The sequence below is a fragment of the Nocardioides sp. Soil774 genome (assembly GCF_001428125.1).
In the GTDB taxonomy this organism is placed as follows: Bacteria; Actinomycetota; Actinomycetes; order Propionibacteriales; family Nocardioidaceae; genus Nocardioides.
This window is the reverse complement of sequence record NZ_LMSM01000001.1, coordinates 188,713-209,351: the sequence shown is the minus strand read 5'-3', so window position 1 is coordinate 209,351 and position 20,639 is coordinate 188,713. Positions and strand designations below refer to the sequence as shown.

The window sequence follows — 20,639 nt, the reverse complement described above, 5'->3', positions numbered from 1 at the left end:
TGGAGGCTCGAGTTTCCCCGGATATCCGGGGAACGCGACGGACGACCCGGACATGCAGCGACCCGCAGGCCTGCTGCCCCTGAAGAGGGGCCCCGGCGGATGACACCGGGAGCCTGCGGGTCGGGTGGCTGCAGTGGATTCGCCGGCAGCTGTCGGCGGACCGGGCTGCCTTAGCGGGCAGCCACCTCACTCATCCGAAAAGAACTCATTCTCCGGATCACCTCCCTTCTGTGTGCCACCACCGTACGTCGACGCCCCAGCGCGCTCAACGCATTTGGGCCCGCACGCCGTTCAGACCTCGGCCGGCGCCTCGAACTGCGAGCGGTAGAGGCGGGCGTAGGCACCGTCCGCCTCGAGCAGCTCCTCATGCGAGCCCTGCTCGACGATCGAGCCGGCCTCCATCACCAGGATCAGGTCGGCGTCGCGGATCGTCGAGAGCCGGTGCGCGATCACGAACGACGTACGGTCCGAGCGCAGCGCCGCCATCGCGTGCTGGAGCAGGAGCTCGGTGCGGGTGTCGACCGACGAGGTCGCCTCGTCGAGGATCAGCAGCGCCGGGTCGCTGAGGAAGGCGCGCGCGATGGTGACGAGCTGGCGCTCGCCGGCCGAGAGGTTGGAGCCGTCCTCGTCGATGATGGTGTCGTAGCCGTCGGGCAGCGAGTGGACGAAGCGGTCGACGAAGGTCGCACGGGCGGCCTCGAGGACCTGCTCCTCGCTGGCGTCGGGACGGCCGTAGGCGATGTTGTCGCGGATGGTGCCGGCGAAGAGCCAGGTGTCCTGCAGCACCATCCCGATCCGCCCGCGCAGCACGCCGCGCGGGATCGAGGCGATGTCGACGCCGTCGACGAGGATCCGCCCGGCCTGCGGGTCGTAGAAACGCATCACCAGGTTGACCATGGTCGTCTTGCCGGCACCGGTGGGGCCGACGATGGCGACGGTGCTGCCGGGCTGCGCGACGAGCGAGAGGCCCTGGATGAGCGGCTGCTCGGGGTCGTAGGAGAACGACACGTCCTCGAAGCGCACCTCGCCGTGGGCGTCCGCGGCGTCGGCCGGGCGACCGGTCTCCTCGGCGGGCTCCTCGGGCGCGTCGAGCAGCTCGAAGACCCGCTCGGCCGAGGCGACGCCCGACTGGAGCAGGTTGAGCATCGAGGCGACCTGCGTGAGGGGCTGGGTGAACTGCCGGGAGTACTGGATGAAGGCCTGCACGTCGCCGAGCGACATCGTGCCGCTGGCGACCCGGAGGCCGCCGAGCACGGCGATGACGACGTAGTTGAGGTTCCCGACGAACATCATGATCGGCATGATCAGGCCGCTGACGAACTGGGCGCCGTACGACGCCTCGTAGAGCTCGTCGTTCTGCTCGGCGAACACCCGCTCGGCCTCGGCCTGCCGGCCGAACACCTTGACGACCGCGTGCCCGGAGAAGGTCTCCTCGATGTGGGCGTTGAGGGTGCCGGTGCGGCGCCACTGCTGGATGAACATGCCCTGTGAGCGCTTCATCACCGCGCCGGTGACAAGCATCGAGATCGGCACCGACACGAGCGCGACCATCGCCAGCAGGGGCGAGATCCAGAACATCATCGCCAGCACCGCGAAGACGGTCAGCAGCGAGGTGAGCATCTGGCTCATCGTCTGCTGGAGGGTCTGGCTGATGTTGTCGATGTCGTTGGTGACCCGGCTGAGCAGCTCGCCGCGCGGCTGCTTGTCGAAGTAGCCCAGCGGCAGGCGGTGGACCTTGTCCTCCACCTCCGAGCGCATCCGCAGCACGGTGTGCTGGACGACGTCGTTGAGCAGGTAGCCCGCGAGCCAGGCGAGCAGCGACGCGGCGACGTAGACCGCGAGCACGAGCAGGAGCACGTCGGCGACGGCGGCGAAGTCGACGCCGTCGGTGAGGTCCATCGAGGCGAGCATGTCGGCGCGGTTGCCCTCGCCCCGCGCCCGGAGCGCGTCGACCGCCTGCTCCTGGGTGGCGCCGCCGCCCAGGACGTCGCGACCGATCAGGCCGGCGAACACCAGGTCGGTGGCCCGGCCCAGGATCCGCGGACCGACGGCGGTCGCCACGACGCTGACCACGGTCAGCGCGAGGACGGCGTACGCCTTGTGGCGCTCGGGACGCAGCCGCGCGAGCAGGCGCTTGAGCGAGGGCCAGAAGGTGTCGGCCTTCTGGCCGATCATCCCCCCGCCCATCGGGCCGCGGCCTGGGCCCGGCCCGGACTGGACGCGCTCGGTCTCCTTCATCTGCGTCATGTCAGGCCACCTCTTCCGCGGTCAGCTGGGACGCCACGATCTGGCGGTAGGTCTCGCAGTCGTCGAGCAGCTCGTCGTGGGTGCCGGTGCCGACGACGGCGCCGTCCTCCATCACCACGATCCGGTCGGCGTGGCGGATCGTGGCCACCCGCTGGGCCACGATCACCACCGTCGCGTCGCGGGTGACCGGGGCCAGCGCCGCGCGCAGGCGCGCATCGGTGGTCAGGTCGAGTGCGGAGAAGGAGTCGTCGAAGAGGTAGATGTCGGGGCGGCGGATCACCGCACGCGCGATCGCCATCCGCTGCCGTTGCCCCCCGCTCAGGCTCGACCCGCCCTGCGCGATCTCGGCGTCGAGCCCCTCGGGCATGGCCTCGACGAAGTCACGGGCCTGGGCGATCTCGAGCGCCGACCACATCTCGTCCTCGGTCGCGTCGGGCTTGCCGTAGCGCAGGTTGTCGGCGACGGTGCCGCGGAACAGGAAGGCCTTCTGCGGCACCAGGCCCAGGCGCCACCAGAGCGTCTCGGGGTCGATGCGGCGTACGTCGACGCCGCCGACGCGCACGGACCCGCCGGTCGCGTCGAAGAGCCGCGGCACCAGGTTGACCAGCGTCGACTTGCCGGCGCCGGTCGAGCCGACGATGGCGATCGTCTCCCCCGGCCCGGCGCTCAGCGCGACCTCGCGGAGCACCGGCTCGTCGGCTCCGGGATAGGCGAAGGTGACGCCGTCGAGCTCGAGCGTCAGCGTCGCGGGGAGCTCGGTGACCGGGTCGGCGGGCGGGACGACCGACGACTCGGTGTCGAGCACCTCGGAGATGCGGTCGGCGCACACGGAGGCGCGCGGCACCATCATCAGCATGAACATCGCCATCATCACCGACATCACGATCTGCATCAGGTAGGAGATGTAGGCGGTGAGGGCGCCGACCTCCATGTGCCCGGCCTCCACGCGGTGCCCGCCGAACCACAGCACCCCGACGGTGGCGAGGTTGGCCACCACCATCACCGTCGGGAACATCGCGGCCTGCCAGCGACCGGCGCGGACGGCGACGTCGGTCAGCTGCTGGTTGGCCCCGCCGAAGCGCTGCCTCTCGTGCTCCTCGCGGACGAACGCCCGCACCACGCGTACGCCGGTGATCTGCTCGCGCAGCAGCCGGTTGACCTCGTCGATGCGCTCCTGCATCAGCCGGAAGCTCGGCACCATCTGGCGCACGATCAGGCCGATCGAGATCCCGAGCACGGGCACGACCGCGAGCACGAGCCACGACAGGCCGACGTCCTCGCGGGCGGCCATGATGATGCCGCCGACCATCATGATCGGCGCCGACACCATGAGCGTGCCTGCCATCAGCACGAGCATCTGCACCTGCTGCACGTCGTTGGTCTCGCGGGTGATCAGCGAGGGTGCGCCGAAGTGCTGCACCTCGCGCGCCGAGAAGGAGCCGACCCGGTGGAAGATCGCGGCGCGCAGGTCGCGGCCGAAGCCCATCGCGTTGCGCGCGGAGAACCAGACCGCGCCGACCGAGCAGACGATCTGCACCAGCGAGACCGCGAGCATCAGCCCGCCGTGGCTCACGATGTAGCCCGTGTCGCCGGTGACCACGCCGCGGTCGATGATGTCGGCGTTGAGGCTCGGCAGGAAGAGCGCGGCCATCGTGCCGACGAACTGCAGGGCCACGACCGCGGCGAGCGGGGCGGCGTACGGGCGGAGGTAGGTGCGCACCAGTCGCAGCAGCATCAGGACTCCTTCGTGAGCACGCCGTGGAGCAGCGTGTCGACGATCTCCGCCGCAGAGAGCGGGCGACCGTCGGAGATGTGGGGGTGGGTGCCGGAGAAGGTGAGCAGCCGCACCATGTGCATGAGCTGGCCCGGGGCGACCCGCAGCTCGTCGCGGTGGGGCTCGGCCATCGCCTCGAGGACCAGGCCCACACGCTGGCGCTCGGCCTCCATGTGCTTGCGGGCCTTGGGCGGCCCGACCATGCCCATGCGGGTCATCAGGGTGAAGATGCGCTCGAAGCGCTGCTGGAACAGCTCGACCACCTCGAGCAGCATCGTGGCCAGCGGCTGGTCCGGGTCGATCGCGCCGAGCTGGGCGACGAAGGGGGCCAGGTCGAGCGCCTCCTCGACGGCGGTCGTGACCAGCTCGTCCTTGGACTCGAAGACCCGGAAGATCGTGCCCTCGGCGACGCCTGCGGCATCCGCGATCTGCTTGGTGGTGACCGTGCGGCCGTGCTCGTGGAGCAGCGGGATGGTCGCCTCGACGAGGGCCCGGCGGCGGTCGTCGGGGGTCATCGGGCGGGCGCGTGGGGTCACGCCGTCGATCGTAAGTGAGTGAGCACTCACTCACAAGTCGCTTTCCCTGAGTCCGCGCTCGCGCGGGCTCAGGACAAGAAAGGGAGATTGAGGAGACTCGGGTGAGACCTGAGCGGAGCGAAGGACTCAGCGAGTCGTCTCGAAATCGGCGTCCGACGTGGGTATGCCCCTACGGAGCGAGCCGCTCCACCCGCCACCCGTCGCCTTCGCGGCGGTAGACCATCCGGTCGTGCATCCGCCCGGGCCGGCCCTGCCAGAACTCCACGACCTCCGGCCGCACGCGGTAGCCACCCCAGTCCGGCGGCACGGGCACCACGCCGTCGGCGTCCTCGGCGCCGAAGCGCTCCTGCACCGAGGCGTACGCCGCTGCCAGCTCGGCGCGCGAGGCGACCGGGCGCGACTGGGCCGAGGCCCAGGCCCCGAGCTGCGCGCCGCGGGGGCGGGAGTGGAAGTAGGCCTCGACCTCGTCGGCGCCGAGCGGCGTCGCGACTCCCTCGACGCGGACCTGTCGCTCGAGCGGGTGCCACGGGAACAGCAGGGCGCACTGGGCGTTGGTCGCCAGCTCCTCGCCCTTGCGCGAGGCGTGGTTGGTGAAGAAGACGAAGCCCCCGGGGTCGACTCCCTTGAGCAGCACCATGCGGCTCGACGGCCTCGCGTCGGCGTCGGCGGTGGCGACCACCATGGCGTTGGGCTCGTGCACGCCGGAGGCGATCGCCTGCTGGAGCCAGCGCTCGAACATCGCGATCGGGTCGGCGGCCAGGTCCGGCAGGTCGAGCCCGTCGCGGCCGTACTCCTCGCGCAGTCCGGAGAGGTCCATGCGCCCGAGGGTAGCCCGGCCCGCCCCAGCAGGGCCGGGCTCCTCGGTCGCCCTGCCTATTCCTCGCCGGGCGCCGCCAGCACCTGGATGACCGTCTCACCGTCACAGGTGGCCGACTCCCGGATCGACCAGCGACCGCGGTAGCCGTTGCCGGACCACTCCGCCTCCGCGTCGTCGTCCTCGGTCTCGCCGCTCTCGATCGCGAAGCCTGCCCCCACCACGTCCTCGTTCATGAAGTCGAGGACCTCGGGGAAGTCGCTCGCCACGACGGCTGTCACCACCGTGCCGCTGTCACCACGGTCCTCCGCGCCGTGCACCACGGCGCCGTCCGGGAACGGCCAGTCCGGCGGGAAGTCGCCGGCGTAGGGAGACGGCGCCGGGGAGGCGTCGGCCACGCAGACGCTCGTGTCGGCGACCGCCTGCGCACCCTCGGGGTCCGCGTCCTCCGTGGCGGCGCCGCCGCCCTCGGAGGCTCCGCACCCGCTCAGCGCGAGCGCGACGACGAGCCCGAGGACGGCCTCCGCGACGTGGCGGCCACTCATCGGGTGAGGGTGGCCGTCTGCTTGTTGTCACCCTCGTCGTCCTCGGCGATGGCGTTCGCCGGGTCGGCCACGGCGGTCACCACGTGCGAACCCCTGCCCGCGCTCCAGGTCGCCGTCACGCTGAGTGTCCTGCCGGGCGCCACGGACGCTCCGGACGACAGCAGGACCTGCTTGCGTCCGTCGAGCACCTGCACCTGCACGCCGTCGAGCGTCGTCGTGCCGGTGTTGGTCACGACCGCCGTCGCCGTGAACCCCTTCGACGTCTTCTGCCCGGTGAGGGACGTGAGGGTCGCGTTGGTCGAGACGGGGTCGAACGAGGAGTACAGCGTCTTGCCGCTGCTCTGCCGGGCGATGGTGGCGTAGGCGTCGTGGTTGTTGGCACCGCCCGTCACGCACTCTCCGATGCAGCCGTCGGCGTAGCCGACCAGCACCCGGCCGTGGTCGTCGATGGTGACGTCCATGAAGTCGAGCAGGTTGCGGTCGTCGCCGCAGGTCGTCCCGCCGGTGCAGATGCTGCCGCGCTGCACCGGGTCGGTCGGCGTCGCGTCGGAGGTCTGCCACGTCTTCCCACCGTCGTAGGTCGTCGTCACGTAGAGGTGCCAGACGCCGGTGAAGTTCGCGGTGTCCTGGTAGTTGCCGCCGGTGGGCGTGCCGAGGTAGGCGAACGCCGCGCGGTCGTCGTCGCCCGCCACCATCGTCGGGAAGACGGCGTTCTGGATCCCGAGGTCGGAGCCGACCGTCTGGCCGTGCTGCCAGGTCTTGCCCCCGTCGGTGCTCGTCGCGACGCCGGGCTTGCCGTCGGCCCCGACGTAGCCGAAGTAGACGGTGCCGTTCGCCCCGACGCCGACGGAGGGGTCTGAGTCGCCCGGGGTCGAGCTCGGCACGTTGCGGACCTCCCACGAGGTGCCGTTGTCCTGGGAGACGACCACGGCCTGTGACGCGCCGCAGCCCTTGTTGGGGAGGTACGCCGTCCCGTCGGGCGCCACCTTGATGTGGCCGTGCAGTCCGCCACAGTCGAGCAGCGAGTAGGTCGGCACGGCCGGGCCGAAGGTGACACCACCGTCACGCGAGGACGAGCAGTAGGCCGTCGCGATGTCCTGGCTGCAGTAGTAGACGATGTTCTTGTAGGAGGAGGTCGGGAGCGCACCGACACCGCCGGCCGAGTAGTGCCCGCCGCCCAGCGTCTGGTGGTCCACCCCGCTGTTCGCACCCGCGCCCTGCGAGACGTTCCACGTCTCACCGTCGTCGTCGGTGTAGCACGTCAGTGCTCCCGGCTTGGTGATGAGCTGCGACTCGAAGGTGCGGCCCGTCTCCCGGTCGGTGTAGAGGATGGGGTCGAGGCTGGTCAGGCTGCCGACGGGGCAGCCGTTGGCGGCGTCGGCGGACACGTCGGCCCAGGTCGCCTTGGCCGGGGTCGAGTCGTCGAAGGTGGCGCGGAAGGTGGACAGGCCCGCCTGGTACATCGCGGCGTTGGTCTTCTCGTTGACGCCGATCGAGGGCTCGCCGGCGTCATTGGCGTCCGCGAAGCTGCTCGGGGCTGCGTAGTTGGTGAACCCTGCCTTGGTGTCGGTGCCCACCGGCGGGTTGGCAGGGGTGGCAGCCAGGGTCGCCGTCGCGGTGTAGGCCTCACCGACGGGCGCGAACGGCACCACTCGCACGGTGTAGGTGCCGCTGTTCGGCGGGACGATCAGCTGCTCGGGGTCGGCACTGGAGGCCGCGCTCGACACGACGTTGCCGGCGCTGTCGAGCAGGTAGACGTCGAAGTCCGCGGCGGTGTTGGCCCACTGGACGTCCACCTCGAGCCGGTGGTCGGCGCCGTAGCCGGCCGGCGCGTCCACGGTCAGCGCGTAGTCGTCACAGCTGCTCGGCAGGGTGCAGTCGACGTCGCCCGCGGTGCCCGTGACGTTGGGGGTGACGAAGGGGCCGCCCGACCAGCTGACGCTGCGCGAGGAGTCGCTCACCGTCCCGGAGGTCGGATCCGCGGCGTCGGCGTTGCCGACCAGCAGGGTCGAGGCACCGAGGACGGTGAGGGTGGACAGCGCTAGGGCGGCGGTCGCCGCGGTCGGGCGCAGGGGACGGATCACGGTGGAGCTCCTCGTAGAGATCGTCGGCGCCCGGGGCCCGCGCGCAGCGCGAGACCCGTGTCACCGTCTCCCTTCCCGCGCACAGAATAGGCATGCTCGGGGCCCGAGGAGAAGACCCGTGGTCCGCCGGGGGCCTCTCGGGTGCACAATGAGCCGTCTCGTGACGTCTCCCCGGGACACCCCGCGCACGAAGGAGTCCCCATGACCGAGATCCAGCACGGCCTCGAAGGTGTCGTCGCGTTCGAGACGCAGATCGCCGAGCCCGACAAGGAGGGCTCGGCCCTGCGCTACCGCGGCGTGGACATCGAGGACCTCGTCGGCCGGGTGCCCTTCGAGAACGTCTGGGGACTGCTGGTCGACGGCTCCTACACCCCCGGCCTGCCGCCGGCCGAGCCCTACAACATCGCCATCCACACCGGTGACGTGCGCGCCGACGTGCAGGCGAGCGTCGCGATGCTCGCGCCGATGCTCGGCATGGGCCAGACCTACGACATCTCCGACGAGCAGGCGCGCCTCGACCTGTCGCGCGTCGCGGTGATGGTGCTGTCGTACGCCGCCCAGTCGGCGCGCGGCCTCGGCAAGCCGATCGTGCCGCAGGCCGAGGTCGACCAGGGGAAGACGCTCGCCGAGCGCTTCCTCATCCGCTGGCACGGCGAGGCAGACCCGCAGCACGCCCACGCCATCGACGCCTACTGGTCCTCGGCCGCCGAGCACGGCATGAACGCCTCCACCTTCACCGCCCGCGTCATCACCTCGACCGGTGCCGACGTGGCCGCCGCGTTCTCGGGCGCGATCGGCGCGATGTCGGGCCCGCTGCACGGCGGCGCCCCCTCGCGCGTGCTCGGCATGATCGAGGAGGTCGAGAAGCGCGACGGCGACGCGTCGTCGTACGTCAAGGAGCTGCTCGACAAGGGCGAGCGGCTGATGGGCTTCGGGCACCGCGTCTACCGCGCCGAGGACCCCCGGGCCCGGGTGCTGCGCCGCACCGCCAAGGAGTTGAACGCCCCGCGCTACGAGGTCGCCGAGGCGCTGGAGCAGGCCGCGCTCGCCGAGCTGCGCGAGCGTCGTCCCGACCGCGTGCTGGAGACGAACGTCGAGTTCTGGGCTGCGATCGTGCTCGACTTCGCCGAGGTGCCTGCCCACATGTTCACCTCGATGTTCACCTGCGCGCGCACCGGCGGCTGGTCGGCGCACATCCTGGAGCAGAAGACCACCGGTCGCCTGATCCGCCCGTCCGCGGTCTACGCCGGCCCGAGCACCCGCCCGGCCAGCGAGGTCGAGGGCTGGGACGAGGCCTGGGGCTGAGGACCGCCTCAACCAGCGGCAGGTGGCAGCGCGCAGGACGGCGTCCCGCCGGGCAGCTTCTCGCGGTTGGCCGCGACCCAGTGGTAGGCCCTGCGGGCCAGGGGGTCGACGGCGCGCGAGGTCATGACGCGCGACACCGCGCGCCAGGGCAGCGGACCGGTCGCGAGGATCGCGGCGAAGGCCCGGTGGCCGTAGTCGACGCGGCCGTCGGGGTGGACGTAGGGCATCTCGACCTGGGCGCGGTCGGCGTCGACGCCGAGCGCGGCGAGGTCGACCTCCTGGATCGTGGAGGCGTCGATGTCGACCCCGAGGCGGGGCACGAGGGCGGCGGTGCGCATGCAGAAGCCGCAGTCACCGTCGTTGAGCATCAGCCCGCGTCGCATGCCACGAGCCTACGACCGGCGTCCCAGCCCTCCGGCTCAGTCGGTCTGCTGCGCGTAGTACCAGGACGTCGCGCCCTTCGCGCCCTGCCGGGTCAGCGAGATGTGCATGTGGTCGCGGTGGCGCAGGGTGGGCGAGCACGTCCGCCGGGTGCGGCAGCCCGAGCTGAGGTAGGGCCGGGCGACGAAGCCGTCGTAGGCGGCGTACATCCGGTCGTTCCAGATCACGTACATCACACCCATGCGGCGAGCCAGCGCGCTCGGCTGGCCGGTGTCGTCAGGGGCGAGGATCTCCTCGAGCAGTGCGTCACCCAGCGCCCGGTCGGCGGGGTCGGTGGCGTCGAGGAGCCAGTCGAAGGCGCGCGACTCCTTGTGCTCGCTGGTGCTCGAGCCCGCGCACGAGCGGCTGATCGGCCCGTAGCCGCCACCGCGGCCGACGAGCCAGTCGGCGAGCAGCAGCACGCCGGCCTGGGGCGTCTGGCGGCACCTCGTCTGGGGCTGGTAGGTGGCGTAGGGCTCGACGGGCATCAGGTAGGGCGCGGACGAGGTGACGATGCCGCGCCGGGACGGGCCGTGGTCCACCGCAGAGGCGCTGCCGCCGGCGAGCACGAGCAGCGCGACGACACCGGCTGCGACCACGGCCCACAGCCGTGTCGCGACGCGTCGACGCACCTCCATGAGACGCCCCACCTTCCCCTGTGACCACACGTGCACCAGCGACCGTAGGTGGGGGTCGCGGAGGTCGTCAGGGGTTCGCGCGAACTACAGATCGGTAGTTCGCGCGACGAGCAGTCGGGCGAAGCAGCGGCTCAGCCCGGAGTCGCGGTAGTGGCCGAACCCGGGGACCGGCTCGTAGCCCGACGACAGGTAGAGCTCGATGGCCTCGGGCTGCTTGATGCCCGTCTCCAGCACCAGCGCCTCGATGCCCGCGGCCGCCGCGGTCGCCTCGAGGTGGGCGAGCATCCGGCGCGCGACCCCGCGTCGCTGCGCGCGCGGGACGACGTACATCCGCTTCACCTCGGCCGTGACGTCGGCCCCCAGCGCCCGCACCGACGAGCGCCGCCAGGCGCCGGTGGCGACGGGGTCCCCGTCGAGGTGGCCGACGAAGAACTGGCCGAGCGGGTCCTCGAAGTCGCGCGGGTCGATCGGGGAGTCGTCACGGCTGCCGTAGCGCGCGACGTACTCCTCCTGCACCGCCTCGACGAGGGCCTGCGCGTCGGGGTGGGTGATCGGGACCCGCGAGATGCGCAGGTCGGAGGTGTCAGGCAAGCGACTGCCCGCAGCTGTCGCAGAACCTCGCGGACGTGTCGTTGCGGGTGCCGCACTGGCGGCAGGTGGGGCCGGCCGTCAGGTGCTCGAGCGACTGCTTCACGACCGGCACCGTCTCGCCCGCGACGTACGACGCCTGGGCGCGCATCCAGCCGACGTTGGCCGCGGCGAGGCCGAGGACCACGCAGAAGCCACCCGCCGCAATGGTGAGGACCGGGCCGAAGTCGGCGCTGACCTCCATCGACTGCGCCTGGTCGACGAAGCCCGAGATCCCCCGCACGAGCAGCACCACGCCGGAGAGCAGCAGCACCACGGCGAGCACCCGCGCGACGGTCCGCACGGTCGACTGGTGCGCCAGGCCGGGAGGCGCGTCGCTGGTGTTCATGATCGATCCCCCATCGTGAGACGTGCTCGAGCGGGTGACACACTAGGGGCTCTGACAGCGTCGTCAGCACCGCCGTTCCGTGATCAACGTGAGGTACACCCATGACCGACGCCATCAAGATCCCCGCCGAGCTCCTGCCGGCCGACGGCCGCTTCGGTGCGGGTCCGTCCAAGATCCAGACCAGCCACCTCGACGCCCTGGCCGCGACCGGCGACACCCTCATGGGCACCTCGCACCGCCAGGCGCCGGTGAAGAAGACCGTCGGCCGCGTGCGCGAGGGCCTGGCCGCGCTCTTCGACCTGCCCGAGGGCTACGAGGTGGTGCTGGGCAACGGCGGCGCCACCGCCTTCTGGGACATCGCCTGCTTCGGCCTGATCCGCGAGAAGAGCCAGCACCTGTCGTTCGGCGAGTTCTCCTCCAAGTTCGCCACCTCGGCCAAGAAGGCACCGTGGCTGGCCGACCCGAGCGTGATCGCCAGCGAGCCCGGCTCGCGCCCCGAGGCCGTCGCCGAGGAGGGCGTCGACGCCTACGCGTGGGCGCACAACGAGACCTCGACCGCCGTCATGGCGCCCGTACGCCGCCCGGCAGGCGTGGCCGACGACGCGCTGGTGCTCGTCGACGCCACCTCCGGCGCCGGCGGCCTGCCCGTCGACCTCACCGAGGTCGACACCTACTACTTCGCGCCTCAGAAGTGCTTCGCCTCCGACGGCGGCCTGTGGATCGCACTGATGTCGCCGCGCGCGCTGGCCCGTGCCGAGGAGATCGCGGCGGGCGACCGCTACATCCCGCCGTTCTTCGACCTGCCGACCGCGATCGACAACTCCTCGAAGAACCAGACCTACAACACCCCGTCGGTCGCGACGCTCTTCCTGATGGCCGAGCAGCTCGACTGGATGAACGCCCAGGGCGGCCTCAAGGGGATGGTCGAGCGCACCACGGCGTCGTCCGACGCGCTCTACGGCTGGGCCGAGCGCACGGCCTACACCACGCCGTACGTCGCCGAGCCGGCCGACCGCTCGCTCGTCATCGGCACCATCGACTTCGACGACTCCATCGACGCCTCCGCCATCGCGGCGACGCTGCGGGCCAACGGCGTCGTGGACACCGAGCCCTACCGCAAGCTCGGTCGCAACCAGCTGCGGGTCGCGATGTACCCCGCGATCGACCCCTCCGACGTGGAGAAGCTCACCACCGCGATCGACTACGTGGTCGACCAGCTCTGAGCACCGCTGCTGGTCGAGGGGTCTCGTGAGGGTCGCTGCGCGACCTCCTCGACCAGCGGCGGTCAGCCGGCGAGCAGCTTGAGCACCGCGCGCTCGAGGGCGGCCTGCCGGGCGTCGGCGGTGTCGTAGCGGGCACGCACCTTGATCGTCCGGCCGTGCTCGTAGGCCTCGACGACGCGCGGGTCGACGTAGGCCGAGCGGGCGAGGGTCGGGGTGTTGCCGAGGAACTCCGAGACCTCCTTCATGGCGGCCGCGACAGCGCGCTTGCGCGAGGCCTTGGTCTGCCCCGGCTCGTCGCTCTCGGCCAGCGCCGCGGCAGCGATGACGGTGGCGTGCCAGGTGCGGAAGTCCTTGGCGGTGGCCTCGATGCCGGTGCAGGTGCGGATGTAGTCGTTGACGTCGCTCGAGCTCAACGTGCGCCAGGTGCGTCCGTCCTTCCACGCCAGCAGCTGGTCGCCGCCGCCACGGCGCCGGCGCATCACGTCGAGCGCCTCGATCGCCGAGGTGTCGTCGATGTCGATGCAGTGGTCGACCCCCGACTTGCCGACGAAGCAGAACCGCAGGCCCTTGCCGTGCCGGCTGACGTGGTCCTTGCGCAGCGTGGTGAGGCCGAAGGAGCCGTTGGTGTCGGTGTAGACGTCGTTGCCGATGCGGAAGTAGCCCAGGTCGAGCAGCCGCACGGCGACGGCGCAGGCGCGCTCGAGCGACATGCCCTCGACGCCGATGTCGGTGAGCACCCGCTCCCGCGCCCTCGACAGCGCCTTGCCGAAGACCAGGATCCGCTCGAACTTCGCCGCGTCGCGGCTGGTGCGCCACTGCGGGTGGTAGAGGTACTGCCGCCGCCCGGCGTCGTCGGTGCCCACGGCCTGGAGGTGACCGTTGGCGTGGGGCGTGATCCACACGTCCTTCCAGGCCGGCGGGATCACCAGGTCCTTGCAGCGCTGCGCCTGCTCGGCGTCGAGCCGGTTGCCGTCCTGGTCGAGGAACGTGAAGCCCTTGCCGGCGCGTCGGCGGGTCCAGCCCGGCTGGTCAGGGGACGTACGCCGCAGTCGGGGCATGCGGTGAACCTACTGGCCGCGACCACATCCGGCGGACACCCGGAGGGAGGTCGCGCGCTCACATCTCGGCGGCCCCGGTCTCCAGCACGCGACGGGCCAGCTCGCGCTGGCTGCCGCTGAGGAGGTGCTCGGGCACCTGCACGGGCTCGGCCCCCTCCACGATGAAGGTGTAGAGGAACATGTCGGGCTTCGGCACCGACCCACCGGGCGCGCCCGGGGCCACCGCGTTGGCCACCAGGCCGCGCAGGTCGGCGCCGTCTGGCCCGTCGAGGTCGACCTCGGCCGACACCGTGCGGCCGATGAAGCCGCCGCTGCGCTCCACCCGCACCCGTCGCGCGCCCGACGGGGCCGGGGCCGCCGGCCGCCCGGTGACCGCGGGGTCGACGCCGACCTGCGCCCACGCTTGTCGTACGACGTCGGCGTGCTCGCCCGCGGCCGCGACCGTGGCGGCCGCGAAGGTGGCGAAGTCGGCGCCCGGGGGCACGTCGCCGCTCAGCAGCGCGGCGTACCAGATGCGGCCGGCGCCCTCGATCGAGCGGCCACCCACCGCGACCGCGGCGAGCTGGAAGGCCTTGTTGGGGATGCCGGAGTTGAGGTGGACCCCGCCGTTGTCGGAGGCGGTCACGACGTAGTCGTCCATGTGGCCGACCTGCGGGTCGGCGCCGAGCTCGGGGTCGTCGTAGGCCGTGCCGGGGGCGGCCATGTCGCGCAGGGCGCGGGCCTGCACGCCGGGGGTGAAGATGCCCTCGCCGATCAGCCAGTCGCCCTCGGCGGCGTCCTGGCCGAGCACCCGCTGCTTGAGGCAGGCGGCGAACACGTCGGCGACCGACTCGTTGAGCGCGCCGGACTGCCCGCGGTAGGTGAGGTCGACGGTGTGCTCCACGACGGCGTGGGAGAACTCGTGGGCCAGCACGTCGACGGGCTTGGTGAAGCGCTCGAAGACACGGCCGTCTCCGTCGCCGAAGACCAGCTGGGTGCCGTCCCAGAAGGCGTTGTTATAGGCCTGGCCGTAGTGCACGGTCAGGCTGACCGGAGCGCCGGCGTCGTCGTGGGAGATGCGGCCCAGGTCGACGGCGAACATCTCCAGGGTCGCCGAGATGCCGGCCGCGGCCTCGTCGACCGCCAGGTCGCCGGTCGCGGGCTCGCCGGCGCTGCGCACCGGCGTCCCGGGGAGCGTCGTGCCGGAACCCGCGTCGTGGACCGTCCAGGCCGCGCCCGACCGCACCGCGACCGAGGCCCGGGCCGAGCGTCCCTCCGCGCTGCGCAGCCGTCGGACCGCCTCGTCGCGGGCGGCGGCGTCGGGCCCGTCGACGCGCTCGGCGAGCCAGGGCGGGATGAAGGTGCACCTGGCAGGCGGGTGGAGCAGGGGCGGCGTGGAGTCCCGAGAAGTCATGACGACAGGTCTACCCCGCGGCTCCGACACCCGGTAGGGCTCCCGGGGGCCCGATCCGCGAAATGTCGATACCGCCCGCGGCCCACTAGACTCGACCGCGCTGCGGCCGTGCCGGCCGCGCCCGGCCCATCGGCCACTCGCTCGTCTCTGCCTCGTTTCCGCCCGGAAGGCTCCTGCATGTCCACCCAGTCCCGCTCCGACCTGCGCAACGTCGCGATCGTCGCCCACGTCGACCACGGCAAGACCACGCTGGTCGACGCGATGCTCCGCCAGGCCGGCGCCTTCACCGCGCACCAGGCCGAGAGCGTCGCCGACCGCGTCATGGACTCCGGCGACCTCGAGCGCGAGAAGGGCATCACCATCCTCGCGAAGAACACCGCGGTCCACTACGCCGGCCCCGCCGGTGGCGGTGAGCCGATGGTCATCAACATCATCGACACCCCCGGTCACGCCGACTTCGGCGGCGAGGTCGAGCGCGGCCTGTCGATGGTCGACGGCATCGTCCTGCTCGTCGACGCCTCCGAGGGCCCGCTCCCCCAGACCCGCTTCGTGCTGCGCAAGGCGCTCAACGCCGACATGCCGGTGATCCTGGTCGTCAACAAGACCGACCGCAGCGACGCCCGCATCAGCGAGGTCGTCGACGAGTCCTACGAGCTCTTCATGGACCTGCTCGACGAGTCGCACAGCCAGGACGCCCTGGACTTCCCCGTCGTCTACGCCTCGGGCAAGGCCGGCATCGCCTCGCTCGTGCAGCCCGAGAACGGCTCCATGCCCGAGGGCACCGACCTCGAGCCGCTCTTCAAGACGATCCTCGAGACCATCCCCGCCCCGCAGTACGACGAGGGCGCGCCGCTCCAGGCCCACGTCACCAACCTCGACTCCTCGCCCTTCCTGGGTCGCCTGGCGCTGCTGCGCATCCACCAGGGCCACCTGAAGAAGGGCCAGACGGTTGCGTGGATCAAGCGCGACGGCGCGGTCAAGAACGTCCGCATCACCGAGCTGCTGGTCACCGAGGGCCTCGAGCGCGTCCCCGGCGAGTCCGCCGGCCCCGGTGACATCGTCGCCATCGCCGGCATCCCCGACATCACCATCGGCGAGACGCTGGCCGACGCCGAGAACCCCATCGCGCTGCCGCTCATCCACGTCGACGAGCCGGCCATCTCGATGACCATCGGCACCAACACCTCGCCGCTGGTCGGCAAGGTCAAGGGCGCCAAGGTCACCGCCCGCCTGGTCAAGGACCGCCTCGACGCCGAGCTCGTCGGCAACGTGTCGCTGCGCGTGCTGCCGACCGAGCGTCCCGACGCCTGGGAGGTGCAGGGCCGCGGTGAGCTGGCGCTGGCGATCCTCGTGGAGCAGATGCGCCGCGAGGGCTTCGAACTCACGGTCGGCAAGCCGCAGGTGGTCACCCGTGAGGTCGACGGCAAGGTCCACGAGCCGTTCGAGCGCCTCACGATCGACGCGCCGGAGGAGTACCTCGGCACGATCACCGAGCTCCTGGCTACCCGCAAGGGCCGCATGGAGGGCATGACCAACCACGGCACCGGCTGGGTGCGGATGGACTTCGTCGTCCCCTCGCGCGGCCTGATCGGCTTCCGCACCGAGTTCCTCACCGAGACCCGCGGCACCGGCATCGCGCACCACATCTCCGAGGGCTACCACCCGTGGGCCGGCGAGATCCGCTCGCGCAACAACGGCTCGCTGGTGGCCGACCGCGCCGGTGCGGCGACGGCGTACGCCATGACGTCGCTGCAGGAGCGCGGCGTGCTGTTCGTCGAGCCGACCACCGAGGTCTACGAGGGCATGATCGTCGGCGAGAACTCGCGCGCCGACGACATGGACGTCAACATCACCAAGGAGAAGCAGCAGACCAACATCCGGTCCGCCACCTCCGACAACTTCGAGAAGCTGATCCCGCCGAAGAAGCTCTCGCTCGAGCAGTGCCTGGAGTTCTGCCGCGAGGACGAGTGCGTCGAGGTCACGCCCGAGCAGGTGCGCATCCGCAAGGTGGTGCTCGACGCCAACGCCCGCGCCAAGACCGCCAGCCGCGCGCGCAAGGCCGGCAAGTAGCCGACACCGTGACGACCCGCGACCACGACGGCCTCGCCGACGAGCTCGCGGCGTGGCTCGAGGGCCTCGGGCTGGCCGACCAGCTCGAGGCCGCAGGACTCCCGTCCTACGTGCGCGGCGCCGACGGCGCCGCGCACTGGCGCGAGCCGGCCACCGGTGAGCCGCTGACCGCCGAGCGCCTCGTCGAGCTCGACGCCGTGCTGCGCTCGACCGGGGAGGACCCCGCGCACGGCGTGCCGATCGCGCTCGTACGCCTGCGTCGCGACGCCCGCGTGCGCGCCGAGCTGCTCGACGGCGGCTGGACCGACTACGCAGGCGTCGCCGGGCTGCGCGGGGTCTCGCTCAACGCGGCCCGCTTCGCGGTGCACAAGGCGGCCGAGCGCCGCACCCTCCTGCTCGTCCAGCACGAGGGCGCGATCCTGGTCCCCACCTTCCAGCTCGACGGGTCGGGCGAGGTGCGCGAGGAGCTGCTGACCGTGCTCGAGCCCCTGCTCGCCGCCGTCGACCCGTGGCGTGCCTGGATCTGGCTCACCACCCCCGCCGGCCTGCTGGGCGGCGCCGTGCCGCACGAGGCCGCACGCGACCCCGAGGAGCAGCCGGTCGTGCAGCGCGCCGCGATCGCGCTGGCGGAGCGGGCCCGGGCCTCCGCTCGCTGAGGCCTACGCCGCGGCGGGCTCCGCACGCAGCGTCGGGCGGAGCACGACGAGCCCGAGCAGGGGCAGCACCGCGAGCACGAACAGGGCGCCGGCCATCCCGAGCGGTCCGCTGATCCCGGCGACGACGGCCGAGCCGACGCTGCCGCCGATCAGGAACAGCAGCGTGGAGACGCCGAGGGCCACCCCGCGCACCTCGGAGTGCACCGCGTCACCCACCACGGCGCTCAGCGCCGGCTGGCCCAGCCCGAAGGCGAAGGTCACCAGGATGATCGCGACGACCAGCACCGGCGCACTGGTCCAGTGCGCGCCGGCGGTGGCGACCAGGAGGGCGACCGACGCGACGACCGCAGCCACGGCGAGCGCGCGGCCCGGTCCGATGCGGTTGAGGGTGGGGCCGGTGACCTGCGGCACGACCAGCGCGACGATCGCGCTCGGCAGCATCGCCAGGCCCACCTGCCAGGCCTCCCAGCCGGCGGACAGCAGCACGGCCGGGAGCGCGATCAGCATGGCGAACCACGCCGCGGGCACCGACGACGCCGCGACGGCGCTGCGCACGACGGTCGCGTTGCGAATCACCTCGACGGGCAGGAAGCCGTCAGGGCGACGGCGTACGGTCGCGCGCACCGCGGGCACGCCCAGCACGAGCAGCCCGGCACCGATCGCCGCGACCAGCAGCCCGGCCGAGGGCGACTGCACGAGCAGCACCATGCCGGCGGCGGTCAGGGCCACCACGATCGCGCCGACGACGTCGAGCCGGGCACCGCTGCCCTCGGTGGTCAGGGCGCGCCACAGCAGCGGCACGACGAGCGCGCCCAGGATCGGGAGGGCCATCACGACCCGCCAGCCGTACGCCGCCTCCACCACGCCGCCGATGAGCGGGCCGAGGCAGCTCACCGCGGCCGCGACCCCGGCGAGGCGGCCGAAGGCGAGCCCGCGCACCTCGCCGCTGTAGCGGGCGGAGAGCACGGCGACGCCGAGGGTCGGCACGGCGGCCGCGCCGGCGCCCTGCAGCATGCGCGCGCCGAGCAGCACCGGGAAGGTCGGCGCGAGTGCCGCGACCAGCGCACCGACCGACATCAGCACCAGGCCCGCGAGCAGCGGGCGGCGGATGCCGACGAGGTCGGAGATCCGGCCGTAGAGCGCGGTGGTGACCGCGAGCATGAGGACGTAGAGGCTGATCGTCCAGGCCGCGAGACCCGGGCCGACGCCGAGCTCGTCGCCCATCAGCGCGAGCGTCACGGCCGCGCTGGAGGAGCCCATCCCGGCGAGGCCGAAGAGCAGGCCGAGCAGCATCGACACCCTGCGGTGGTCGTCGGGCTGCTCGGTCGTCTGGGTGGTCGTCGCGGTGGAGGTCATCGAGGGGTCACAACCGCCTCGCGGGCGGGGTTGTTCCCCGCCGGGTCAGCAGCCGCGCGCGGTCCAACTGAGGTCGGAGAGGAAGATGCGCTGGTTGCCGTCGCTCTGGGTGGTCCAGTACTGCAGCGTGATCGTGTCGCCCGCGGCGATCGTGCCGGGGTAGGTCACCTTCACCCGCGCCCCGCCCGACTCGTTGCCGACGTTGGTGTTGGGGTCGTCGAAGTACCAAGGGTCGGCCGTCGTGCCCGAGCCCAGCACGAGCGCGTCACGCGACTGGGTGTAGGTCCCGCTCAGCGCCACGCGGTCCCACCAACCGGCGTACGGGTCCCTCTTGGTGCCGCTCCCGTTGAGCGTGCTGTCGATGTCGGTGAGCCAGAAGCTCAGGCCCGTCACCGCGCGGTCGAACGAGATCGTGAGGGTCTGGCGGTTCGCGATACCGCTCGTCACCGGAGCCGCGTGCGACAGGTTGAGGCCGGGGCCGAGGTTGAGGCCGCCCACGTTGGTCTCGGTCGACACCGCCATGTTGTCCGCCGCCCGCGTCACCGAGCCGGTGATGGAGCTCGTGAGGATCACCGCCACGTTCGACGCGCCACTGCCGGCGGCTGCCAACGCGTACGCCGTCGTGGTAATCGCGCCGCTGCCCGTTTGGGGGGGCGGCGTGTAGGTCGTCACTGTCGGATTGCCCCAGTCGAGGGTATAGGGACGTGGGTCGCAGGGCGAGGCGGCGTACGCCGGAGCGGTCGCGGCCACGGCCACGACCGGCACGCTCCACGCTGCGCCGCGCACGACCGAGCGGCGCGAGGCACGCAGCGGCGCTGCGTCGGCTCCGAGAGTCATCGGTGAGTTCCCATCGATCCAGCGGGCGGACCTCCCCAGGTGGCCGCTCCGTCGACGTTGACGTTAAGGATTCAATCGCCACGGGACGGCAACAGGACGGTGCGGTCTCCGTGAGACCTGCGCCACACCTTCGACAAACGTGGCCGGACGCCGGAAACACCGTCGCGCCCCGCAGGCACCACCTAGCCTTGGCGCATGACCGCGTCAGGAGCAGGGGGAGCCGCGCCCGGGCCGCGTCCCGGCGAGGAGGCACTGCGGCGGTGGTACGCCGCTCGCGAACGTGTCGAGGCCAAGCGCGACGCGCTGCTCGCCTCCGATGCCGAGCGCGACGACGTCTGTGTCCTGCTCAACCGCGCCTTCAGCGAGGGACGGCTGACCTCTCCCGAGCTCGAGGAACGCACCTCGAGCGCCCTCGCTGCCCGCACCCGCGGCGACCTCGAGGACGTCCTCGCCGGGCTCGACGACATGGAGTCCCGGACCATGTGGAACGCCGCTCCCCAGCGCGGGCTGCTGCCCCGATTGATGTTCTGGTGCGTCGGCCTCGTGACGGCTCCCTTCATCCTGATGGCCTTCGGACTGCTGCTGTTCGGCTCCGACGGCGGGGACCGGGTGTTCGGCATCATCGCGCTGACCGTGTTCCTGCCCGGTCCCGTCGCCCTCTACCGCTGGGCCCACCCCCGGCGCTGAGCCGGGCCTACGATCGCGCC

At 72.0% G+C, this 20,639-nt stretch carries 19 protein-coding genes; 5 read left to right on the top strand and 14 right to left on the bottom strand.

Going from position 1 to position 20,639, the window contains the following annotated elements:
• Positions 1 to 291: 291 nt before the first annotated feature.
• From ASG76_RS01030 to ASG76_RS01005, 6 genes are all read right to left on the bottom strand, one after another.
• Positions 292 to 2,247, bottom strand: a complete 1,956-nt coding sequence (locus ASG76_RS01030; protein WP_082587154.1) for an ABC transporter ATP-binding protein — start codon at positions 2,245 to 2,247, stop codon at positions 292 to 294.
• A gap of 1 nt (position 2,248) precedes the next feature.
• Positions 2,249 to 3,982 (bottom strand): ABC transporter ATP-binding protein, encoded by a 1,734-nt coding sequence (locus ASG76_RS01025; protein ID WP_056598733.1) that lies wholly within the window; start codon positions 3,980 to 3,982, stop codon positions 2,249 to 2,251.
• Positions 3,982 to 4,557, bottom strand: a complete 576-nt coding sequence (locus tag ASG76_RS01020; RefSeq protein WP_157558869.1) for a TetR/AcrR family transcriptional regulator — start codon at positions 4,555 to 4,557, stop codon at positions 3,982 to 3,984. The genes ASG76_RS01025 and ASG76_RS01020 overlap by 1 nt, the downstream gene beginning before the upstream one ends.
• 169 nt (positions 4,558 to 4,726) lie before the next feature.
• Positions 4,727 to 5,374: a pyridoxamine 5'-phosphate oxidase gene (pdxH, locus tag ASG76_RS01015; RefSeq protein WP_056598727.1), complete on the bottom strand. Its 648-nt coding sequence runs from the start codon at positions 5,372 to 5,374 to the stop codon at positions 4,727 to 4,729.
• Between the two features lie 56 nt (positions 5,375 to 5,430).
• A complete protein-coding gene (locus tag ASG76_RS01010) occupies positions 5,431 to 5,916 on the bottom strand; it encodes a hypothetical protein (protein WP_056598724.1) in 486 nt (161 codons plus the stop codon).
• A complete protein-coding gene (locus tag ASG76_RS01005; protein ID WP_056598721.1) occupies positions 5,913 to 8,000 on the bottom strand; it encodes a sialidase family protein in 2,088 nt (695 codons plus the stop codon). Before ASG76_RS01005 ends, ASG76_RS01010 begins: the two co-directional genes overlap by 4 nt.
• Positions 8,001 to 8,201: 201 nt before the next feature.
• Here ASG76_RS01005 and ASG76_RS01000 point away from each other — a divergent pair, with 201 nt between their 5' ends.
• Entirely contained in the window at positions 8,202 to 9,305 is a 1,104-nt protein-coding gene (locus ASG76_RS01000; RefSeq protein WP_056598718.1) for a citrate synthase 2, read from the top strand.
• A gap of 8 nt (positions 9,306 to 9,313) precedes the next feature.
• Here ASG76_RS01000 and ASG76_RS00995 read toward each other — a convergent pair whose 3' ends face one another.
• The 4 genes from ASG76_RS00995 to ASG76_RS00980 form a co-directional block, all read right to left on the bottom strand.
• Positions 9,314 to 9,688, bottom strand: coding sequence for a thiol-disulfide oxidoreductase DCC family protein (locus ASG76_RS00995; RefSeq protein ID WP_056598715.1), 375 nt, complete (start codon positions 9,686 to 9,688; stop codon positions 9,314 to 9,316).
• Positions 9,689 to 9,724: 36 nt separating this feature from the next.
• Entirely contained in the window at positions 9,725 to 10,363 is a 639-nt protein-coding gene (locus tag ASG76_RS00990; protein ID WP_056598711.1) for a hypothetical protein, read from the bottom strand.
• Between the two features lie 84 nt (positions 10,364 to 10,447).
• Entirely contained in the window at positions 10,448 to 10,954 is a 507-nt protein-coding gene (locus ASG76_RS00985) for a GNAT family N-acetyltransferase (RefSeq protein ID WP_235529360.1), read from the bottom strand.
• On the bottom strand, positions 10,947 to 11,339 hold the full coding sequence (locus ASG76_RS00980) for a zinc ribbon domain-containing protein (protein ID WP_056598708.1): 393 nt from the start codon (positions 11,337 to 11,339) through the stop codon (positions 10,947 to 10,949). Before ASG76_RS00980 ends, ASG76_RS00985 begins: the two co-directional genes overlap by 8 nt.
• A 101-nt stretch (positions 11,340 to 11,440) precedes the next feature.
• Between ASG76_RS00980 and serC the strand changes: the two genes are divergently transcribed.
• Positions 11,441 to 12,562, top strand: coding sequence for a phosphoserine transaminase (gene serC / locus ASG76_RS00975; RefSeq protein ID WP_056598705.1), 1,122 nt, complete (start codon positions 11,441 to 11,443; stop codon positions 12,560 to 12,562).
• A gap of 62 nt (positions 12,563 to 12,624) precedes the next feature.
• Here serC and ASG76_RS00970 read toward each other — a convergent pair whose 3' ends face one another.
• Both ASG76_RS00970 and ASG76_RS00965 read right to left on the bottom strand, forming a co-directional pair.
• Positions 12,625 to 13,620 (bottom strand): DNA topoisomerase IB, encoded by a 996-nt coding sequence (locus ASG76_RS00970; protein ID WP_056598703.1) that lies wholly within the window; start codon positions 13,618 to 13,620, stop codon positions 12,625 to 12,627.
• Positions 13,621 to 13,678: 58 nt separating this feature from the next.
• Positions 13,679 to 15,013, bottom strand: a complete 1,335-nt coding sequence (locus ASG76_RS00965) for a M4 family metallopeptidase (RefSeq protein WP_056598700.1) — start codon at positions 15,011 to 15,013, stop codon at positions 13,679 to 13,681.
• A gap of 177 nt (positions 15,014 to 15,190) precedes the next feature.
• Here ASG76_RS00965 and typA point away from each other — a divergent pair, with 177 nt between their 5' ends.
• Together typA and ASG76_RS00955 are read left to right on the top strand one after the other, a co-directional pair.
• A complete protein-coding gene (typA, locus tag ASG76_RS00960) occupies positions 15,191 to 17,083 on the top strand; it encodes a translational GTPase TypA (RefSeq protein ID WP_056598697.1) in 1,893 nt (630 codons plus the stop codon).
• Between the two features lie 8 nt (positions 17,084 to 17,091).
• Entirely contained in the window at positions 17,092 to 17,739 is a 648-nt protein-coding gene (locus tag ASG76_RS00955; RefSeq protein WP_056598694.1) for a hypothetical protein, read from the top strand.
• Between the two features lie 3 nt (positions 17,740 to 17,742).
• Here ASG76_RS00955 and ASG76_RS00950 read toward each other — a convergent pair whose 3' ends face one another.
• Both ASG76_RS00950 and ASG76_RS18910 read right to left on the bottom strand, forming a co-directional pair.
• A complete protein-coding gene (locus ASG76_RS00950) occupies positions 17,743 to 19,095 on the bottom strand; it encodes an MFS transporter (RefSeq protein ID WP_056598691.1) in 1,353 nt (450 codons plus the stop codon).
• Between the two features lie 45 nt (positions 19,096 to 19,140).
• Positions 19,141 to 19,932 (bottom strand): hypothetical protein, encoded by a 792-nt coding sequence (locus tag ASG76_RS18910; protein ID WP_157558868.1) that lies wholly within the window; start codon positions 19,930 to 19,932, stop codon positions 19,141 to 19,143.
• 195 nt (positions 19,933 to 20,127) lie between these two features.
• Between ASG76_RS18910 and ASG76_RS00940 the strand changes: the two genes are divergently transcribed.
• A complete protein-coding gene (locus ASG76_RS00940; protein ID WP_056598685.1) occupies positions 20,128 to 20,619 on the top strand; it encodes a DUF1707 domain-containing protein in 492 nt (163 codons plus the stop codon).
• Positions 20,620 to 20,639 lie beyond the last annotated feature (20 nt).

Excerpts from the sequence above, each read along its gene's own strand:
- ASG76_RS01030 (WP_082587154.1), bottom strand. The coding sequence starts at position 2,247 with ATGACGCAGATGAAGGAGACCGAGCGCGTCCAGTCCGGGCCGGGCCCA.
- ASG76_RS01025 (WP_056598733.1), bottom strand. The coding sequence starts at position 3,982 with ATGCTGCTGCGACTGGTGCGCACCTACCTCCGCCCGTACGCCGCCCCG.
- pdxH (WP_056598727.1), bottom strand. The coding sequence starts at position 5,374 with ATGGACCTCTCCGGACTGCGCGAGGAGTACGGCCGCGACGGGCTCGAC.
- ASG76_RS01010 (WP_056598724.1), bottom strand. The coding sequence starts at position 5,916 with ATGAGTGGCCGCCACGTCGCGGAGGCCGTCCTCGGGCTCGTCGTCGCG.
- ASG76_RS01000 (WP_056598718.1), top strand. The coding sequence starts at position 8,202 with ATGACCGAGATCCAGCACGGCCTCGAAGGTGTCGTCGCGTTCGAGACG.
- ASG76_RS00995 (WP_056598715.1), bottom strand. The coding sequence starts at position 9,688 with ATGCGACGCGGGCTGATGCTCAACGACGGTGACTGCGGCTTCTGCATG.
- ASG76_RS00990 (WP_056598711.1), bottom strand. The coding sequence starts at position 10,363 with ATGGAGGTGCGTCGACGCGTCGCGACACGGCTGTGGGCCGTGGTCGCA.
- ASG76_RS00980 (WP_056598708.1), bottom strand. The coding sequence starts at position 11,339 with ATGAACACCAGCGACGCGCCTCCCGGCCTGGCGCACCAGTCGACCGTG.
- serC (WP_056598705.1), top strand. The coding sequence starts at position 11,441 with ATGACCGACGCCATCAAGATCCCCGCCGAGCTCCTGCCGGCCGACGGC.
- ASG76_RS00970 (WP_056598703.1), bottom strand. The coding sequence starts at position 13,620 with ATGCCCCGACTGCGGCGTACGTCCCCTGACCAGCCGGGCTGGACCCGC.
- ASG76_RS00965 (WP_056598700.1), bottom strand. The coding sequence starts at position 15,013 with ATGACTTCTCGGGACTCCACGCCGCCCCTGCTCCACCCGCCTGCCAGG.
- typA (WP_056598697.1), top strand. The coding sequence starts at position 15,191 with ATGTCCACCCAGTCCCGCTCCGACCTGCGCAACGTCGCGATCGTCGCC.
- ASG76_RS00950 (WP_056598691.1), bottom strand. The coding sequence starts at position 19,095 with ATGACCTCCACCGCGACGACCACCCAGACGACCGAGCAGCCCGACGAC.
- ASG76_RS18910 (WP_157558868.1), bottom strand. The coding sequence starts at position 19,932 with ATGACTCTCGGAGCCGACGCAGCGCCGCTGCGTGCCTCGCGCCGCTCG.
- ASG76_RS00940 (WP_056598685.1), top strand. The coding sequence starts at position 20,128 with ATGACCGCGTCAGGAGCAGGGGGAGCCGCGCCCGGGCCGCGTCCCGGC.